The sequence below is a fragment of the Pseudomonas sp. MG-9 genome, assembly GCF_018729515.1.
GTDB lineage: Bacteria > Pseudomonadota > Gammaproteobacteria > Pseudomonadales > Pseudomonadaceae > Aquipseudomonas > Aquipseudomonas serboccidentalis.
Genome location: NZ_JAHHZH010000004.1, coordinates 121473 through 140540, shown reverse-complemented (window position 1 = coordinate 140540; position 19068 = coordinate 121473). Strand labels below are relative to the sequence as shown.

Here is a 19068-nt window from a genome sequence, read left to right as displayed (position 1 = left end):
GACGATGCACTCATGAACGGTGCACCTCGAGGGGTTGAAACGTGGCTGAAATGATCGGACTCAGCAAAGGCAAGCCTCCTGTTGTGAGCGGGCAGCGAACCACCGGTTTAACTTGAATGAACGTTCAAGTTAAACATGGATAGGGCGCTAAGGACTAATCGCACGGCCAAGCGGTAGTTTTCCTACGCTAGCTCAAGGAGGGGTATGACGCTGGTTTGAGGGGATTCGTTCACTGGAGAATTGGCTGAATGCCATTATCCCGATTCGGTCTGAAAACCATTCGCGAGCAAGCTCCCACATTTGAAAAGCATTCCATTGTGGGAGCGAGCCTGCTGGCGATGAGACCTGATATCGCAACGCAGACTCAGAATCTTACTTCTGCGTCCCGTCATCATGCTGCAGATTGGCCTGGGTCAGGTTGCTCCCCGCCGGCACACTGCGGGTCAGCCAGACATTGCCGCCGATGGTCGAGCCCTGGCCGATGGTGATCCGCCCGAGAATCGTCGCCCCGGCGTAGATCACCACGTCATCCTCGACAATCGGATGCCGTGGATGCCCCTTCTGCAACTGTCCGTCCTCGTCCGCCGGGAAGCGCTTGGCGCCGAGTGTCACGGTCTGATAGATCCGTACACGCTCGCCGATGATCGTGGTTTCGCCGATCACCACACCCGTGCCGTGGTCGATGAAGAAGCTGCGGCCGATCTGCGCGCCCGGGTGAATATCGATGCCCGTCGCCGAGTGCGCGATTTCCGCGCTGATCCGCGCCAGCAACGGCAGCCCGGCGCGATACAAATGATGCGCCAGACGGTGGTGGATCACCGCCAGAATCCCCGGATAGCACAACAGCACTTCATCGACACTGCGCGCCGCCGGGTCGCCGTGATAGGCCGCCAGCACATCGGTGTCGAGCAAGCTGCGCAGGCCCGGCAAGGCCAGGGCGAAGTCCTGAATAATGCGAATCGCCTGTTTCTCGACATCGCTGTCGTCCTGAGCGCTGTGCCGGGCGACATAGCGCAGCTCAAGCCTGGCTTGCGCCAGCAAGGCATTCAGCGCCGTGTCGAGGGTGTGACCGACATAGAAGTCTTCACTCTCCTCACGCAGATCCACCGGCCCCAGACGCATCGGGAACAACGCGCCACACAAGGCCTCGAGAATCTCCGCCATCGCCGCGCGGGATGGCAACTCGCGGCCACCCTGCTCGCCGGTGGCCCGGCCATTCTGTGCACGCCACTGATCCCGCGCACTGCGCAGTTGGCTGACGATGGTCTGCAGTTGCCAATGGCTGGAACGCTCGCTCACGGTAAAGACTCCTCACGGGCGGCCGGACGGTCTGGCCGCGTTAACGGCGACTACTTTACGGCATGCCCGCGACGGCGAATTAAGAACCGATAGTGCTGGCCTAAGCACATTTGGCTATAAGCGATTGCCGGTTGCCCCGGTAAAACCGCGTGCCTATAGTCCTTTCATCTTTCTCCGCCAGTACGGGCTCATGATCAAACAACAGCTGGAACGCTTTAACCGTCTCGATCTGCTCGGACAACCCACGCCTCTGGAAAAACTCGAACGCCTGTCCGCCTGGCTGGGTCGCGACGTGTACATCAAGCGCGATGACCTGACACCGCTGGCCATGGGCGGCAACAAACTGCGCAAACTCGAATACCTCGCCGCCGATGCCCTCGCCCAGGGCGCCGACACGCTGATCACCGCAGGCGCCCTGCAATCGAACCACGTGCGCCAGACCGCCGCGCTGGCCGCCAAATTGGGCCTGGGTTGCGTGGCCCTGCTGGAAAATCCGCTGGGCACCGACGATAGCGATTACACCGGCAACGGCAATCGCCTGCTGCTGGACCTGTTCGACACCAAGGTCGAACGGGTCGACAACCTCGATAATGCCGACGAACAACTGGCCGCCCTCGCCGTGCGTCTGCGCAGCAATGGCAAAAAACCCTATCTGGTGCCGATCGGTGGCTCCAATGCACTGGGTGCGTTGGGCTACGTGCGCGCCGGCCTGGAACTGGCCGAACAGATCAAGGACACCGGCCTCGATTTCGCCGCCGTGGTGCTGGCCTCGGGCAGCGCCGGGACCCACAGCGGTCTGGCGCTGGCATTGAGCGAAGCCTTGCCACAACTGCCGGTGATCGGCGTGACCGTTTCGCGCAGCGAAGAAGATCAGCGCCCGAAAGTGCAGGGTCTGGCCGAACGCACGGCGGATCTGCTGGGCGTGAAATTGCCGGAGCACTTCAAGGTCGAGTTGTGGGACGAATACTTCGGCCCGCGGTATGGCGAGCCGAATGCCGGGACCCTGGCGGCGGTGAAGCTGTTGGCGAGTCAGGACGCGGTGCTGCTCGATCCGGTGTACACCGGCAAGGCCATGGCCGGTTTGCTCGACGGCATCGGGCGTCAGCGCTTCGACGATGGCCCGATCATTTTCCTGCATACCGGCGGGGCCCCGGCGTTGTTTGCCTATAGGGATTTTCTGTAACCGGAAGATCAAAAGATCGCAGCCTGCGGCAACTCCTACAGGAGTACGCATTCCAAATGTAGGAGCTGCCGCAGGCTGCGATCTTTTTCGCGAACAACACATATTCCACAAAGGAATATCATTTCAAATATTAAGTATTTTCAAGTCTAACGCAGACATCTTATAGTCTCGCCGCAGGCGAATTTCGCGCAAGACGCATAAGCTGCTTTAGGGCACGATAACGCAGTCGTTCAAATCCCGAATTCGCCAACTTTCCTTAAGCGTCTTCCATAAGAAAACACAGGGGCTTGTCATGAATTTTTCCGCACTACGTCGCAATCTGCTGGTAGGTTCGCTGGGCCTTGCACTGAGCGCCGGCCTGATCGGCCAGGCAACTGCCGGTGAACAGCTGAAGCAGATCAAGGACAAAGGCGTTATCAACGTCGGCCTGGAAGGCACTTACCCACCGTTCAGCTTCGTTGACGAGAACGGCAAACTGTCCGGTTTCGAAGTCGAACTCTCCGAAGCGCTGGCGCAGAAGCTGGGCGTCAAAGCCAAGGTTCAACCCACCAAGTGGGACGGCATCCTCGCCGCGCTGGAATCCAAGCGCCTGGACGTCGTGGTCAACCAGGTGACCATCTCCGACGAGCGCAAAAAGAAGTATGACTTCTCCGAGCCCTACACCGTTTCCGGGATTCAGGCGCTGGTGCTGAAGAGCAAGGAAGCCGCGCTGAACATCAAGACCGCTGCCGACCTGTCCGGCAAGAAGGTCGGTGTCGGCCTGGGCACCAACTACGAACAATGGGTCCGCGCCAATGTGCCGGGCGCTGACGTGCGCACCTACGACGATGATCCGACCAAGTTCGCCGACCTGAACAATGGTCGCACCGACGCCATCCTGATCGACCGTCTGGCCGCGCTGGAATACGCCAAAAAAGCTCCGAAAACCGTAGCCGCTGGTGAAGCCTTCTCCCGTCAGGAGTCCGGCATTGCCCTGCGTAAAGGCGAACCGGAGCTGCTGGCTGCGGTGAACAAGGCCCTCGACGAACTGCGTGCCGACGGTACCCTTGAGAAGCTGTCCAAGAAATACTTCAACGCTGACGTCACTAAATAATGGAAGAAGCTTTCCAACTCGCACTCGACTCCGCGCCCTTCCTGCTCAAGGGCGCGTACTTCACGGTGATCCTCAGTCTCGGCGGCATGTTCTTCGGCTTGCTGCTGGGCTTTGGGCTGGCGTTGATGCGCCTGTCGCGCTTCAAATCGGTCAGTTGGCTTGCCCGGATCTACGTGTCGTTCTTTCGCGGCACGCCGTTGCTGGTGCAGCTGTTCGTGATCTATTACGGCTTGCCGCAATTGGGTCTGGAACTCGATCCGCTGCCAGCGGCCCTGATCGGCTTCTCGCTGAACATGGCCGCTTACGCCTGTGAAATCCTGCGTGCCGCGATCGGTTCGATCGAACGGGGTCAGTGGGAAGCCGCTGCGAGCATCGGCATGACCCGCGCGCAGACCCTGCGCCGGGCCATCCTGCCGCAGGCCATGCGCACGGCGTTGCCGCCGCTGGGCAACAGCTTCATTTCGCTGGTCAAGGACACGGCACTGGCCGCCACCATTCAGGTGCCGGAACTGTTCCGTCAGGCACAGCTGATTACCGCCCGGACTTTCGAAGTCTTCACCATGTATCTTGCCGCCGCGCTGATCTACTGGATTCTGGCCACGGTGCTGTCGCACCTGCAGAACAAGTTGGAAGAGCGGGTCAATCGGCACGACCAGGAGTCCTGACCCCATGATTGTCGTGGAAAAACTGACAAAGCAGTTCAAGGGTCAAGAGGTGCTCAAAGGCATCGATCTTGAGGTGAAAGAAGGCGAGGTCGTGGCCATCATCGGCCCCAGCGGTTCGGGCAAGACCACGTTCCTGCGCTGCCTGAATTTCCTTGAGCAACCCACCAGCGGCCGGATCAAGGTCGGCGATATCGAAATCGATACCAGCCGCCCGTTGAGCCAGCAGCAAAGCCTGGTGCGCAACCTGCGCCAGCACGTGGGTTTCGTGTTCCAGAACTTCAACCTGTTCCCCCATCGTACCGCGCTGGAAAACGTCATCGAAGGGCCGATCGTGGTCAAGAAGATGCCGCGCGAACAAGCCACCGCCTTGGGCATGAAACTGTTGGCCAAAGTCGGTCTGGCAGGCAAGGAGGACGCTTATCCGCGTCGCCTGTCTGGCGGTCAGCAACAGCGCGTGGCGATTGCCCGGGCGCTGGCGATGGAGCCGGAAGTGATCCTGTTCGACGAGCCGACCTCGGCCCTCGACCCGGAACTGGTCGGCGAAGTACTGGCGACCATTCGCGGCCTCGCTGAAGAAAAGCGCACCATGGTCATCGTCACCCACGAAATGGGTTTTGCCCGCGACGTGGCCAACCGGGTGGTGTTTTTCGACAAAGGCGTGATCGTCGAGCAAGGTGAAGCCAAGGCGTTGTTTGCCAACCCGAAAGAACAACGCACCAAACAGTTTCTCAGCAAGTTTCTGAATCACGCCTGAGCAACTTGATGCAAACCATTAACTTCCATGGATGGAAGTTATCTTCATCTCTCCCGCCAAAACATTAAAACCTTTCAAACAACTACATCTATGTTCTGCAACAGATAAGAACAATCTGCGACGTACCTGTGCATGTGGATAAAGGTTTAAACCGGCTTGCCCGAAAACAGCTGAAAATCCGTAAAAACCGTAGTTCCGTTCGCCAAAACAGCTAGGCAGCCCGCCTTGCCAGCGTAGGAAGTTTCTGATTAGCTCGTAATTTACGGATTAACTAATCCGGACCATTGACACTCTTTCGCGCACCCTCTTATCTAGTCGCCAACCGGCACCAATTAGTTGAATCATTCCGTACTCAACCAGAACAAAAGTTCACAGTTGTATTACCGATTCATCACGCCTTTTGTTTTTTCAAGAAACGGAATTCGCTGCAAGACTTCAAGGAGAGAACCCGATGACCCGCACTTCGCCTACCCCCGAACTGGCAGCGCCGAACCTGGCATCCGCGCAAAAAAACGCCATCAACCTGGCCGCCGCCGCTCATCTGCTGATCGATGTCCTGCCTTACCCCGGCATGGATGTCGGTGACCTGATCGAACTGTTCTGGAACAACTGCTACGTCGCCTCCCGGGTATTGACCAACGAAGACCTCGGCGCCTCGGTCAGTCTGCGGGTTCCGGAAAGTTTCATTGCCAGTGGCACCGCACGTATCCACTACCGGATCATGCAGGTCGGTCAGGGCCCGGCGCTGTCGGCGGCAACCCGGGTGCAGGTCAAACTCGACTGCCCCGGTGGTCAGCCTTCGACATTGTGCGGTGACGAGAATCAGCAACTGGCGCCGGTCACGCTGCCCGACACCATCCGCCGCCAGGGGGTGAACCCCAATCAGATCAAACGCGGCGTCCCGCTGACCATCGAGCCCTACCTGAACATGGCCGAGGACGACGAAATCACCTTGCGCTGGGGCGATGTACGAATGGACCTGCCCAGGATCAGCGCAGCGGATGTCGGGCAGCCAATCCATGTCTGGGTACCCCCGGCGATCATCGTCGAGGGCGGTGAAGACCTGCGTCTGGACGTGACGTATTGCGTGCTCGACTGGGTCGGCAACAACTCTCGCTGGGCACCGCCACGGACATTGAAGATTGGCTGCGTGAATCCTTATTTGAAGGTGCCACTGCGCCAAGAGCTAAAGGCCGCTGAATCCCGCAAGAAAGAACTCTGAACCTTTGTGGCGAGGGAGCTTGTCGAATCGTCGCACCCACAATCGTTAACCAAAACGACCACGCAACCTTCTATGCATATTCCTAAAAGTTAGTTTATTTAATATTTATACACGCTTAGGGTATATGAACCGGACCACCGGACATTCTTTCGTTCGCCGCACTTTTGCGGCGTTTTTCATGAGATGTGAGGTAGGTAGTATGGTCCGGAACACAATCACCCCAGTGCAGATCGCCAGGGCATTGCGTGCAGCCAAGGAGCGGCACTGATGTCCAGTCTGGCAGACGCAAACGTCCAGTCTGATCTGGACATCGCCCCACTGTTGTTGCCCGCGCAGGTCTTGCGCAACGACGCCCAAGCCATCGAGGCCGCCCATGAGCTGGCGCAAGTCGCTCGCGTGCAGGCCGCCAAGCGCGACCGCCAGCGCAAGCTGCCGTGGGCGGAAATCGAACAGTTCACCCGCAGCGGCCTGGGCAGCATTGCCATCCCGCGTGAGTACGGCGGCCCGCAGGTTTCGTTCGTTACCCTGGCCGAAGTGTTCGCGATCGTTTCCGCGGCCGATCCGGCCCTGGGGCAGATCCCGCAAAACCAGTTCGGCATTATCAATCTGGTGCTCGGCAGCGCCACTGAAGCGCAGAAAAAGCAGCTGTTCCAGAGTGTTCTGGAAGGCTGGCGTATCGGCAATGCCGGCCCTGAACGAGGCACCAAAAACACCCTGGAATTGAAAGCGCGAATCACCGCCGACGGTGATGATTACGTGATCAACGGCCAGAAGTTCTACTCCACCGGCGCGCTGTTCGCGCACTGGGTTGCCGTCAAGGCACTCAACGACGACGGCAAGCAAGTGCTGGCCTTCGTCCGTCGAGGCACTCCGGGGCTGCACATTGTTGATGATTGGTCGGGCTTCGGTCAGCGCACCACCGCCAGCGGCACGATTGTGCTGAACAACGTGCGCGTCGAATCGAGCCTGATGGTCGACAACTGGAAGATCAACGAGAAGCCCAATACCCAAGGTGCGGTGTCGCAGCTGATTCAGGCGGCCATCGACGCCGGCATTGCCCGTGGCGCCATCGACGATGCCATCGAGTTCGTCCAAACCCGCGCCCGGCCCTGGATCGACGCCAAGGTCGAACGCGCCAGCGATGACCTCTACGTGATCGCCGACATCGGCAGACTGAAAATCGAACTGCACGCCGCCGAAGCGCTGCTGCGCAAGGCCGGGCAAGTGCTCGATCAGGTACACGCCGCGCCGCTTACCGCCGAGTCCGCGGCCCGCGCTTCGATTGCCGTGGCCGAAGCCAAAGTGCTGACCACCGAGATCTCGCTGCTGGCCAGCGAAAAGCTCTTCGAACTGGCCGGCAGCCGCGCCACCCTCGCCGAATTCAACCTCGACCGGCACTGGCGCAACGCCCGGGTGCACACCCTGCACGACCCGGTGCGCTGGAAATATCACGCGGTTGGCGCTTATCGCCTCAACGGCACGTTGCCGGCTCGCCACTCCTGGATCTGACCGCACACGTTCTCAAGAGCCTTGGAGAAACCTATGACTTTTTCCCATCCCGTCGCGGTCATCACCAGCGATGAGCAAGCCCTGATCGTCGCCAGCGACCTGGCCGAAGATTTCAAACGCGACAGCGCGGTGCGCGATCGTGAACGGCGCCTGCCGCTGCCCGAACTCGATGTGTTTTCCCGCTCCGGCCTGTGGGGCATCAGCGTCCCCAGGGAATACGGCGGTGCCGGTGTGTCCAACGTGACCCTGGCCAAAGTCATCGCCCTGATCGCTCAGGCCGACGGCTCCCTCGGGCAGATTCCGCAGAACCATTTCTATGCCCTCGAAGTGCTGCGGGTGAACGGCAGCCACGAACAGAAACAACGCCTGTACGCCGAGGTGCTGGGCGGCCAGCGCTTCGGCAACGCACTGGCGGAACTGGGTACCAAAACCGCCCACGATCGTGTCACCAGCCTCAAGCGCGACGGCGACGGCTATCGCATCAACGGTCGCAAGTTCTATGCGACCGGCGCGATCTACGCGCAGCGCATCCCGACGTCGGTGGTCGATGAAAACGGCGTGCAGCAACTGGCGTTCGTCCCGCGCGACAGCCAAGGCCTGACGGTGATCGACGACTGGAGCGGCTTCGGCCAGCGCACCACCGGCAGCGGCTCGGTGGTGTTCGAGGACGTGTACGTTGCCGCCGAAGACGTGATCCCGTTCCAGAGTGCCTTCGAGCGTCCGACCACGGTCGGCCCGCTGGCGCAGATTCTTCACGCGGCCATCGACACCGGCATTGCCCGCGCCGCGTATGACGACGCGCTGCACTTTGTGCGCAGCAAGACGCGTCCGTGGATCGATTCGGGTAACGACAAAGCCACTGAAGACCCGCTGACCCTGAAGAGCTTCGGCCACTTGAGCATTCGCCTGCACGCCACCGAAGCGCTGCTCGAACGCGCCGGTGAATTCCTCGACGCAGCGCAAGCCGAGCTGAATGCCGAGACCGTCGCCGCCGCCTCGATTGCCGTTGCCGAAGCGCGGGCGATCAGCACCGAGATTTCCCTGGCCGCCGGCAGCACACTGTTCGAACTGGCCGGCAGCCAGGCGACCCTGATCGAACACGGCCTCGACCGCCACTGGCGCAACGCCCGGGTGCACACCCTGCACGACCCGGTGCGCTGGAAATATCACGCGGTGGGCAACTACTACCTCAATGATGAAAACCCTCCGCTGCGAGGGACGATCTGATGAGCGCTGCGAAAAAGAAGATCCTGCTCAACGCGTTCAACATGAACTGCATCGGCCACATCAACCACGGCTTGTGGACGCATCCGCGTGATACCTCGACGCGCTACAACACCGTTGAGTACTGGACCGAACTGGCGCAGTTGCTCGAGCGCGGGCTGTTCGATGGACTGTTCATCGCCGACATCGTCGGTGTGTACGACGTCTACCAGAACTCAGTGGATGTCACGCTCAAAGAGTCGATCCAGCTGCCGGTCAACGACCCGCTGCTGCTGGTGTCGGCCATGGCTGCGGTGACAAAAAACCTCGGCTTCGGCCTGACCGCCAACCTCACTTACGAACCGCCGTATCTGTTCGCCCGGCGCATGTCCACGCTCGATCATCTGAGCCGTGGTCGCGTGGGTTGGAACATCGTCACCGGTTACCTCGACAGCGCCGCCAAGGCCATGGGCCTGAGCGAGCAGGTCGAGCATGACCGTCGCTACGATCAGGCCGACGAGTACCTGGAAGTGCTCTACAAACTCTGGGAAGGCAGTTGGGAAAACGGCGCGGTGCTCAATGACCGTGCGCAGCGGATCTACGCGCAACCGGAGAAAGTGCACAAGGTCGAGCACAAGGGCGAGTTCTACCAGGTCGAGGGTTTCCACCTCTGCGAGCCGTCACCGCAGCGTACGCCGGTGCTGTTCCAGGCCGGCAGTTCCGATCGCGGCCTGCTGTTCGCCGGGCGTCACGCCGAGTGCGTGTTCATCAGCGGCCAGAACAAAGCGTCGACCAGGGTGCAAGTGGACAAGGTCCGCGCCAGCGCCGTCGAGGCCGGGCGCAACCGCGAAGACATCAAGGTGTTCATGGGCCTCAACGTGATTGTCGGCGAGACAGAAGAAGCCGCGTGGGCCAAGCACGCCGAGTACCTGAGCTACGCCAGTGCCGAGGCCGGTGTGGCGCACTTTTCGGCTTCCACCGGCATCGATTTTTCCCAGTACGAAATCGACGAGCCGATCCAGTACGTGAAAAGCAACGCCATCCAGTCCGCCACCAAAAACCTGCAAAACAACGACTGGACCCGGCGCAAATTGCTCGACCAGCACGCCCTCGGTGGCCGCTACATCACCGTGGTCGGCTCGCCCGAGCAAGTGGCGGACGAGCTGGAGTCGTGGATCGCCGAAACCGGTCTGGACGGCTTCAACCTGACCCGCATCGTCACCCCGGAAAGCTATGTCGATTTCATTGAGCTGGTGATTCCGGAGCTGCAACGACGTGGGTCGTACAAGACCGCGTATGACAGTGGCAGCTTGCGCGAGAAGCTGTTTCACGGGGCGGCGCAGTTACCCGAGCAACACACCGGCTCTTCGTTTCGCCGTTAAAAGCATCGCGAGCAGGCTCCACAAACTTCATGCACTGACTGGAAAAAACACCATGACCCAGAAATTCCTGACCCACCCAGTCAAAGCACTGGCCCTGGCCTTCGGCCTGTTCAGCTCGGCGGTATTCGCCGCCGATGCTCCACTGAAAATCGGCACCACCGCCGCGTTCGCCATTCCGCTGGAAGCCGCCGTCGAAGAGGCTTCCAAACAAGGTCTGAAAGTCGAGCTGGTGGAGTTCACCGACTGGATCGCGCCCAACGTCAGCCTCGCCGCCGGCGACATCGACGTGAACTACTTCCAGCACATCCCGTTTCTCGAAAACGCCAAGGCCGCTTCCGGTTTTGATCTGGTGCCATTTGCCCCGGGGATCATCAACAACGTCGGCCTCTACTCGAAGAAATACAAAAGCTTCGACGAGTTGCCCGAAGGCGCCAGCGTCGCCATCGCCAACGACCCGATCAACAGCGGGCGCGGCCTGCAACTGCTGGCCAAGGCCGGGCTGATCACGCTCAAACCGGGCGTCGGCTACAAGGCCACCGAAGACGATATCGTCGCCAACCCGAAGAGGATCAAAATCCTGCAAGTGGAAGCCGTGCAACTAGTGCGCGCCTATGACGACGCCGATCTGGTCCAGGGCTACCCGGCCTACATCCGTCTGGCGAAAACCTTCGATGCCGGTTCCGCCTTGCTGTTCGATGGCCTCGACCACAAGGAATACGTGATCCAGTTCGTGATCCAGCCGAAAAGCAAAGACGATCCGCGCCTGATCAAGTTCGTCGACATCTACCAGCACTCGCCGGCCGTGCGTGCCGCGCTGGATAAGGCCCACGGCAAGCTGTACCAGGCCGGTTGGGAAAGCTGAGGATGACGGCCGCGATCCAACGGCGACTGGAGATTCCAGAGCCCAAAAATGCTGAAAAAACCGAACTGCACCCCGAGCTGAATCGTGCCCACATCCGCTTCATCGGCCTGGGTAAAACCTACGATGGCCGGCAAGGTCCGGTCGCGGCCCTGCAAGGCATCGATCTGGCGATCCAGCACGGCGAGGTGTTCGGCATCATCGGCCGCAGTGGCGCCGGCAAGTCGTCGCTGATCCGTACGATCAACCGTCTGGAGCAACCGACGTCGGGCCGGGTGCTGATCGATCAGGTCGACATCGGCGAGTTCGATGAGGATCGCCTGGTCAACCTGCGCCGACGCATCGGCATGATCTTCCAGCACTTCAACTTGATGTCGGCGAAGACGGTCTGGCAGAACGTCGAACTGCCGCTGAAAGTCGCTGGCGTACCGAAAGAACAGCGCGAACAGAAAGTCCGCGAACTGCTCGAACTGGTCGGCCTGCAAACCAAGCACAAGGCCTACCCGGCGCAGCTCTCCGGCGGGCAGAAACAGCGTGTCGGCATCGCCCGCGCGCTGGTGCATGATCCGGACATTCTGCTGTGCGACGAGGCGACCTCGGCGCTGGACCCGGAGACCACCCAGTCGATCCTCGGCCTGCTGCGCGAGATCAACCAGCGCCTGGGCCTGACCATCGTGTTGATCACCCACGAAATGGCGGTGATCCGCGAAATCTGCGACCGCGTGATGGTGCTGGAACACGGGCGGATCGTCGAGCAAGGCCCGGTCTGGGAGGTGTTCGGCAATCCGCAACACGAGGTCAGCCAGACCTTGCTCGCACCGCTGCAACACGCCTTGCCGGAAGAACTGCAAAACCGTCTGCATGCCTCACCACCCTCCTCCGAGGCATCGGTGGTGCTGCGCCTGCAATTCACCGGCAGTGCCAGTGACGAGCCGGATCTGGCGGCGTTGTTCGCCGCCCTCGGTGGTCGCGTGAAGTTGCTGCAGGGTGGCGTGGAACGGATTCAGGGCCATGCGCTGGGGCAATTGCTGCTGGCCGTGAGCGGTTCGGCGGCGAGCGCCGAGCAATTGCGCGAACGCGCCGGGCAATGGGCGCAACGGGTGGAGGTGTTGGGTTATGTGGTTTGATCGCTTGCTGCAGGGTTTTATCGACACCTTTCTGATGGTCGGCGTGTCGTCGCTGATCGCCTTGCTGGTGGGGATTCCGATGGCGGTGATTCTGGTCACCAGCGACAAGGGCGGGATCTATCAAGCGCCAGTGCTCAACCGTGTCTTGGGCGCGTTCGTGAACCTGTTTCGTTCGATCCCGTTTCTGATTCTGATGGTCGCGCTGATTCCGTTCACCCGGCTGATTGTCGGCACCACCTACGGCGTGTGGGCGGCCGTGGTGCCGCTGACGATTGCCGCGACGCCATTCTTTGCGCGGATTGCCGAAGTGAGTCTGCGTGAGGTTGACCACGGTTTGATCGAGGCCGCGCAAGCCATGGGTTGCCGACGCTGGCACATTGTCTGGCATGTGCTGTTGCCCGAAGCGCTACCGGGGATTGTTGGCGGTTTCACCATCACCCTGGTAACGATGATCAACTCGTCGGCCATGGCCGGGGCGATTGGGGCCGGCGGTTTGGGCGACATTGCTTACCGTTATGGGTATCAGCGCTTTGACAGCCAGATCATGTTGACGGTGATCGTGTTGCTGGTGGTGTTGGTGGCGGTGATTCAGTTGGGCGGGGATCGATTGGCGAGGGGCTTGAACAAGCGTTGAAGCAAGATCAAAAGATCGCAACCTTCGGCAGCTCCTACAGGGGAATGCGGTCTTCTGTAGGATCTGCCGAAGGCTGCGATCTTTTAAAGCGCGAAAGCGCTTATAGTCTGCTCAACTCCCCCAAATAGTCCGCCCCATGAAACAGACCCCCACCGATCTGGACCAGATCACCGCCACCACCCTCGGCCATTACAACTCGGTGGCTGAAGACTTCCGCGAAGGCACCCGCGATCACGATGTCAGCCAGAACATCGACGCGCTGCTTCGGCACATCCACAGTACGGCGCCGTTCACGATTCTCGATTTCGGCTGCGGGCCGGGGCGGGACTTGCAGACATTCACGCGCATGGGCCACATCGCCGTCGGCCTCGACGGCGCAGAAAAATTCGCGCAGATGGCGCGGGCTGACAGTGGCTGCGAGGTATGGTGCCAGGATTTTCTGAAACTCGATCTACCAGCCGAGCGCTTCGACGGGATCTTCGCCAACGCGGTGCTGTTTCATGTGCCGCTGCAGGAGTTGCCACGGGTGCTCAAGCAACTGCACGGCACGCTGAAGCCGGATGGCGTGTTGTTCAGCTCCAATCCGCGTGGAGATAACCGTGAGGGCTGGAACGGGTCACGGTATGGCGCGTATCACGACCTGGAGGCGTGGCGCGGGTTGCTGACGGCGGCGGGCTTTGTCGAGCTTGAACATTACTACCGGCCGGCGGGGCTGCCGCGGGAGCAGCAGCCTTGGCTGGCCAGTGTCTGGCGGCGGGTTGGCTGAAGATCAAAAGATCGCAGCCTTCGGCAGCGCCTACATGGGATTACCGGTAGGAGCTGCCGCAGGCTGCGATCTTTTGCTTTTGCCTTAAGCGGCCTCTTTCTTCGGTTCGCGAATCTTGTACCAGGCCACATACAGCGCCGGCAAAAACAGTAGCGTGAGCAGCGTCGCCACCACGATCCCGCCAATCATCGCGTAAGCCATCGGCCCCCAGAACACCTCCCGGGCAATCGGGATCATGCCCATGCTCGCCGCCGCGGCGGTCAGCAGGATCGGCCGGCGCCGGTGCTCGGTCGCTTCCACCACCGCATCCCACGGCGTCGAACCATTTCTCTCGAACTCATCGATCTGCGTCACGAGGATCACCGAGTTGCGGATGATGATGCCGATCAGAGCCAGAATCCCCAGGATCGCCACGAAGCCCATCGGGGTGCCCGTCGGCACCAACGCCAGCACCACGCCGATCAGCCCCAGCGGCGCAACACTCGCCACCAGGAACATCTTCTGCACGCTGTGCAGCTGGATCATCAGAAAGGTCGCCATCAAAAACAGCATCAATGGCAGAACCTTGGCAATCGGCCCCTGGGCCTTGCCGCTTTCCTCGACCGTACCGCCCGTGGCGACTTTGTAGCCAACTGGCAGCTTGTCGGCAAAGGCATCAATCGACGGCTTGAGCAGTTTCACCAGGTCGGTCGGCTGGATCTCGTCGCGTACCGAGGCCTTGATGGTAATGGTCGGCAAGCGGTCGCGACGCCACACCAGCGGCTGCTCCAACTCATAACGCACGGTGGCGAACGCCAGCAGCGGGATCGACGTGCCGTTGGGCGTGACAATCTGCAGGTTCTGCAGGGTTTCCGGCGTACCGCGTTCCGAACTCACCGCCCGGCCGACCACGTTGATCAAGTAGATGTCGTCATTGACCTGGGTCAGCGGCGCGCCGCTGACGATGCTGTTCATCAGGTTCGCCACGTCTTCGGACGACAACCCGAGCTGCCGTGCCTTGTCCTGGGCGATGTCGATGCGCAGGACTTTGCCCGGCTCGTTCCAGTCGTAAATGATCTCGCCGATGTGCTGGTTCTTGTCCAGTTCAGTCGCCAGGTCGATGGCGTGCTTGCGCACCTGATCGATGTCCTTGCCACTGACCCGGTACTGGATCGGCCGCCCCACCGGCGGGCCCATTTCCAGCGCCTGCACGTAACTGCCGATGCCGACGAAATCCTTGTGCAAGCGCTCACGCAGACGCTGGCTCAGGGCCTCGCGGGCCTCGAAGTTCTTGCTGACGATCACCAGTTGCGCGTAGTACGGGTTTTGCAGTTGCTGGTCGAGAGGCAAGTAGAAACGGATCGCGCCCTGACCGATGTAGGTACTCCAGCGCACGATGTCCGGGTCACCCTTGAGCGTGGCCTCGAGCTTGTCGACAGCCTTGCGGGTTTCGTCGATGGAGGCGTTTTGCGGCAGGTTGAGGTCGACGAGGATTTCCGGGCGATCCGACGACGGGAAGAACTGGTTCTGCACAAAACGCATGCAGAACACCGCCAGTACAAACAGCAGCACGGTGATACCGATGGCCCACCAGCGATTGCGCATGCACCACAGCAAACCGCCGTTGAAGGCCCGGCCGACGCGGCCCGGCTCGGCTTCATGAGGTTTCACATTGGTGCTGAGGATGTGCACACCGATCACCGGGGCAAAGAACACCGCCACCACCCACGACACGAGCATCGCCACTGCGATCACCGCGAACAGGGTGAAGGTGTACTCACCGGCGGAACTGGCGTTGAGGCCGATGGGCACGAAACCGGCCACGGTCACCAGCGTACCGGTGAGCATCGGGAACGCCGTGGAGGTGTAGGCGAACGTAGCCGCCTGCTCCTTGCTCTCGCCCATTTCCAGGCGTGTGACCATCATCTCCACGGTGATCATCGCGTCGTCCACCAGCAGACCGAGGGCGATGATCAGCGCACCGAGAGAAATCCGCTGCATGGTGATGCCGCTGTATTCCATGAACAAGAACACCATCGCCAGCACCAGCGGGATCGAGCACGCCACCACCAGCCCGGCACGCACGCCGAGGCTGATGAAGCTGACCACCAGCACGATCACCACCGCTTCGAACAACGCACTGGTGAAACCGCCAACCGCCTCCTCCACCACCACGGCCTGATCGGACACGGTGTGCACGCCGACGCCTACCGGCAGGTCGGCGGTGACCTGGTCGATACGCTGGTGCAACGCCTTGCCGAATTCCTGAACGTTGCCGCCCTTCTGCATGGCAATCGCCAGACCGATCGCCGGCTTGCCGTCGAAGCGGAATTCCGGGGTGGCCGGGTCAACGTAACCGCGGCTGATGTCGGCGATGTCCGCCAGGCGATAGAACCGGTCATTGAGCTTGAGATTGACCTCGGCCAGGTCTTTTTCCGAAGCGAACTGCCCCGAGGTGCGCACCGAAATGCGCTCCGGACCGGCCTCGATCACCCCCGCCGGGGTCACGGCGTTCTGCGATTGCAGGCTCTGCACCACCTGACGCTGGTCGATGCCCAGCGCGGCGAGTTTGCGGGTGGAGAAGTTCAGGTAAATCACTTCATCCTGCTGGCCGATCATCTCGATCTTGCCCAGCCCCGGTACGTCGCGGATTTCGGCGCGCGCCTGCTCCACGTAGTCGCGCAACTGGCGCATGGTCAGGCCGTCGGCGGTAAACGCGTAGACCGAACCGTACACATCGCCGAATTCGTCGTTGAACCCGGGGCCTTGAATGCCCTGGGGAAACTGGCCACGAATGTCGTCGATCTTCTTGCGCACCTGGTACCAGATTTGCGGAATGTCCTTGGCACTGGTGGTGTCGCGCAGGTACACGTACACCGTCGATTCGCCGGGGCGCGTGTAGCTTTTCACGTAGTCGAGGGAATCGAGCTCTTCGAGTTTTTTCTCGATGCGGTCGGTGACCTGCTTGAGGGTTTCCTCCTGGGTCGCGCCCGGCCATTTGGTCTGGATCACCATGGTCTTGATGGTGAACGAAGGGTCTTCTTCGCGGCCCAGATTGAAGTAGGAGAACACCCCCATCAGCAACGCGACGAACATCAGATACCAGACGAACGACTGATGCTTGAGGGCCCATTCGGAGAGATTGAAAGAGCCTTTCATTGACTGTCCTCGTCGAGTTTCACGGCTTGTCCGGGTTTGAGACTGTTGACGCCTGCACTGACCACCTGCTCGCCGGACTTGACCCCGTCGACCAGCACCACAGTGCCGTCGGTACGACTGATCACGCTGACGTCACGGGGCGCAACGGTTTTGCTTTGGGTATCGATCACCCAGATGCGGGTCTTGCCGTCGGCTTCTTGCAGGGCGGTGGCGGGCAACTCGATGCGCGGTTTGATTGCCGAACTGAGGGTCACACTGATTGCCGTGCCGAGGCGGAAGCCGTCCGGCGTATTGGCCAGGGTCAGCCGCGCACGGCGGGTACGCGTGGCGCTTTGTGCCTGCGGTTCGATCTCGCGGATGGTCGCCGTGGTGTTGATACTCGGGTCGAGTTGCCCGGCCACCAGAAACACCACGTCGGAAGGAATTTCGTCGACCAGCGTGTCCGGCAGATCGATCACCGCTTCCTTGATGTCCGGCTGCGCCAGGGTCACCACCTGTTGACCGGCCGTCACCACTTGCCCGGCTTCGGCGTTCCACGCAGTGACCACGGCTTTGTGGTCGGAACGCAGTTCGGTGTAGCCCAGTTGATCCTTGCTTTGATTGACCGCCGCCCGTGCCTGATCGAGCGAGGCCTGGGTGGTTTTCAAATCGGTGGTGGCGATGTCCAGTTGCGCCTGCGCGCCGACCCCGCGATCGAACAACGCCTGCTGGCGTCGGGCGTTGGCCTGGGCGTTGATCAGTTGCGCCTGGACCTTGGCCAGATCGCCCTGGGCCGAACGCAACTGGTTCTGCTGATCGGACGGGTCGAGGGTGGCGAGCAGCGTGCCCTTTTGCACCTCGGCGCCGACATCGACGTTACGGCTGGCAATGCGTCCGCCAACGCGAAAACCGGTGTTGCTCTCGTAACGCGCCTGAATGCTGCCGGCGAAACGCCCGAGGGTTTCCTCGTTCAGCGCCTGAACCTTGATCGACAGCACCGGCCGCACCGGCTCTGGTGGTGGTTCGCTTTTCGAGCAGGCGACCAACAGCACCCCCATGGACAACAGCCCCAGACGCTTCATGGCTGAGCTCCCGGTTGCAGACCTTCGTAGGTGTTTTCGGCAATCTCGACTTTCATGCCCGGATGCAACAACTGCCCACCCGCGACAATGACTTTCTCCCCGCCCTTGAGGCCGTCGCTGATAATGACCTTACCGATCAGGTAGCGGCTGACGGTGACGTTGTGCAGCTGCGCTTCGCCTTTGTCGTCGACCATCCACACCGCTGGATCGCTGATGTTTTTGGTCAGCGCCGACCATGGCAATTCCACCGCCGACTTGCCGCTGCCCTTGGCCGTGGCGCTGACCACCGAGCCCAGCTGCATGCCCTGCGGCAGGCTGTCGAGGCTGACTTTGACTTGCACCGTGCCGGACTGCGCCGACACCGCCGGGGTGATTTCACGCACCATACCGGTGGTCTTGATGGCCGGGTTATCGAGCAGACTGACGACAATTGACCGATCCGCCGGGCGCTCGGCCAGCAGCGATTCATAAACGTTGAACACCGCGTCACGGTCGCCATCACGGGCCAGCGAAAAAATCGGCGCGGTGGCCTGCACCACCTGTCCGACTTCGGCCTGACGCTCGGTGATCACCCCCGGCGCTTCGGCGATCAGCGAGGTGTAGCTCAACTGGTCCTTGGCATTGGCCAATTGCGCCTGCGCCGCGCTCAAGGCGCTCTGGCTGCTGCGCAATGCAGCCTGGGCGGAATCGTATTCGCTCTGGCTGGTGTAGCCCTTGGGTAGCAGTTTCTGCTGACGTACGAACGCCGCGGCGCTCTGTTTGACCCGCGCCTGCTCGGCGGTGACCTGGGCTTGAGCGGAATCGACGTTGGTCTGCAGATCCTTGGGATCGAGTTTGGCCAGCACTTGTCTGGCGCTGACCCGGTCGCCGACATCCACCATGCGCTGGATGATCTTGCCACCGACCCGGAACGACAGTTCAGTCTGCACCCGCGCCTGCACATCGCCGGTAAGGGTCACGGCAGCGGCGTAATTGGCCGGTTTGACCTCTTGCACAAAGACCCGTGGCAGGTACTCCGCCGGGGCTTCTTTCTTGCTGCAAGCGGTCAGCAACGTGAGCAGGCTCAGCACGACAACTGTTTTCAATCCGGGACTCGCCATGCAGACTCCTTCCTGTGTACGAACGTGCAAGTGACGATACGACTGTGAGCTTAGAACAGGGTTCAACGTTCGC

At 60.9% G+C, this 19068-nt stretch carries 16 protein-coding genes; 12 read left to right on the top strand and 4 right to left on the bottom strand.

Features of this window, described 5'->3' with window-relative positions; translation table 11 throughout:
* Positions 1-372 precede the first annotated feature (372 nt).
* Entirely contained in the window at positions 373-1299 is a 927-nt protein-coding gene (gene epsC, locus KKQ10_RS11530; RefSeq protein WP_102354693.1) for a serine O-acetyltransferase EpsC, read from the bottom strand.
* A 190-nt stretch (positions 1300-1489) separates the two neighbouring features.
* Between epsC and KKQ10_RS11525 the strand changes: the two genes are divergently transcribed.
* The 12 genes from KKQ10_RS11525 to KKQ10_RS11470 all read left to right on the top strand — a co-directional run bounded on the left by KKQ10_RS11525 (position 1490) and on the right by KKQ10_RS11470 (position 13696).
* Complete coding sequence (locus tag KKQ10_RS11525; protein ID WP_215501170.1) at positions 1490-2482, top strand: D-cysteine desulfhydrase; 993 nt, start codon at positions 1490-1492, stop codon at positions 2480-2482.
* 292 nt (positions 2483-2774) lie between these two features.
* On the top strand, positions 2775-3575 hold the full coding sequence (tcyJ, locus tag KKQ10_RS11520) for a cystine ABC transporter substrate-binding protein (RefSeq protein ID WP_127648503.1): 801 nt from the start codon (positions 2775-2777) through the stop codon (positions 3573-3575).
* A complete protein-coding gene (tcyL, locus tag KKQ10_RS11515) occupies positions 3575-4240 on the top strand; it encodes a cystine ABC transporter permease (protein ID WP_127648502.1) in 666 nt (221 codons plus the stop codon). The genes tcyJ and tcyL overlap by 1 nt, the downstream gene beginning before the upstream one ends.
* 4 nt (positions 4241-4244) lie before the next feature.
* Positions 4245-4994, top strand: a complete 750-nt coding sequence (tcyN, locus tag KKQ10_RS11510; protein WP_215501169.1) for an L-cystine ABC transporter ATP-binding protein TcyN — start codon at positions 4245-4247, stop codon at positions 4992-4994.
* 451 nt (positions 4995-5445) lie between these two features.
* Positions 5446-6216: a hypothetical protein gene (locus KKQ10_RS11505; RefSeq protein WP_215501168.1), complete on the top strand. Its 771-nt coding sequence runs from the start codon at positions 5446-5448 to the stop codon at positions 6214-6216.
* Positions 6217-6483: 267 nt separating this feature from the next.
* The gene (locus KKQ10_RS11500) at positions 6484-7725 is read left to right on the top strand and encodes an SfnB family sulfur acquisition oxidoreductase (RefSeq protein WP_215501167.1); all 1242 of its coding nucleotides are present in this window, start codon (positions 6484-6486) and stop codon (positions 7723-7725) included.
* A 33-nt stretch (positions 7726-7758) separates the two neighbouring features.
* On the top strand, positions 7759-8952 hold the full coding sequence (locus KKQ10_RS11495; protein ID WP_215501166.1) for an SfnB family sulfur acquisition oxidoreductase: 1194 nt from the start codon (positions 7759-7761) through the stop codon (positions 8950-8952).
* A complete protein-coding gene (locus KKQ10_RS11490; protein WP_215501165.1) occupies positions 8952-10310 on the top strand; it encodes an LLM class flavin-dependent oxidoreductase in 1359 nt (452 codons plus the stop codon). The genes KKQ10_RS11495 and KKQ10_RS11490 overlap by 1 nt, the downstream gene beginning before the upstream one ends.
* Positions 10311-10362: 52 nt before the next feature.
* Positions 10363-11172 carry a MetQ/NlpA family ABC transporter substrate-binding protein gene (locus KKQ10_RS11485; RefSeq protein WP_215501164.1) on the top strand — a complete coding sequence of 270 codons (810 nt, stop codon included), beginning with the start codon at positions 10363-10365 and terminating at the stop codon, positions 11170-11172.
* A gap of 2 nt (positions 11173-11174) precedes the next feature.
* Positions 11175-12296, top strand: coding sequence for a methionine ABC transporter ATP-binding protein (locus KKQ10_RS11480; RefSeq protein ID WP_215501163.1), 1122 nt, complete (start codon positions 11175-11177; stop codon positions 12294-12296).
* Entirely contained in the window at positions 12286-12930 is a 645-nt protein-coding gene (locus KKQ10_RS11475; RefSeq protein ID WP_215501162.1) for a methionine ABC transporter permease, read from the top strand. Before KKQ10_RS11480 ends, KKQ10_RS11475 begins: the two co-directional genes overlap by 11 nt.
* 136 nt (positions 12931-13066) lie before the next feature.
* Positions 13067-13696, top strand: coding sequence for a class I SAM-dependent methyltransferase (locus tag KKQ10_RS11470; RefSeq protein WP_215501161.1), 630 nt, complete (start codon positions 13067-13069; stop codon positions 13694-13696).
* Positions 13697-13780: 84 nt separating this feature from the next.
* On the opposite strand, the gene KKQ10_RS11465 is transcribed toward KKQ10_RS11470, so the two are convergent.
* Genes KKQ10_RS11465 through KKQ10_RS11455 form a run of 3 tightly spaced genes read right to left on the bottom strand, consistent with a single transcriptional unit; the run spans position 13781 to position 18995 of the window.
* Entirely contained in the window at positions 13781-16834 is a 3054-nt protein-coding gene (locus tag KKQ10_RS11465; protein ID WP_127648493.1) for an efflux RND transporter permease subunit, read from the bottom strand.
* Positions 16831-17895: an efflux RND transporter periplasmic adaptor subunit gene (locus tag KKQ10_RS11460; protein WP_215501160.1), complete on the bottom strand. Its 1065-nt coding sequence runs from the start codon at positions 17893-17895 to the stop codon at positions 16831-16833. Before KKQ10_RS11460 ends, KKQ10_RS11465 begins: the two co-directional genes overlap by 4 nt.
* Complete coding sequence (locus KKQ10_RS11455; RefSeq protein WP_215501159.1) at positions 17892-18995, bottom strand: efflux RND transporter periplasmic adaptor subunit; 1104 nt, start codon at positions 18993-18995, stop codon at positions 17892-17894. The genes KKQ10_RS11460 and KKQ10_RS11455 overlap by 4 nt, the downstream gene beginning before the upstream one ends.
* Positions 18996-19068: the final 73 nt, after the last annotated feature.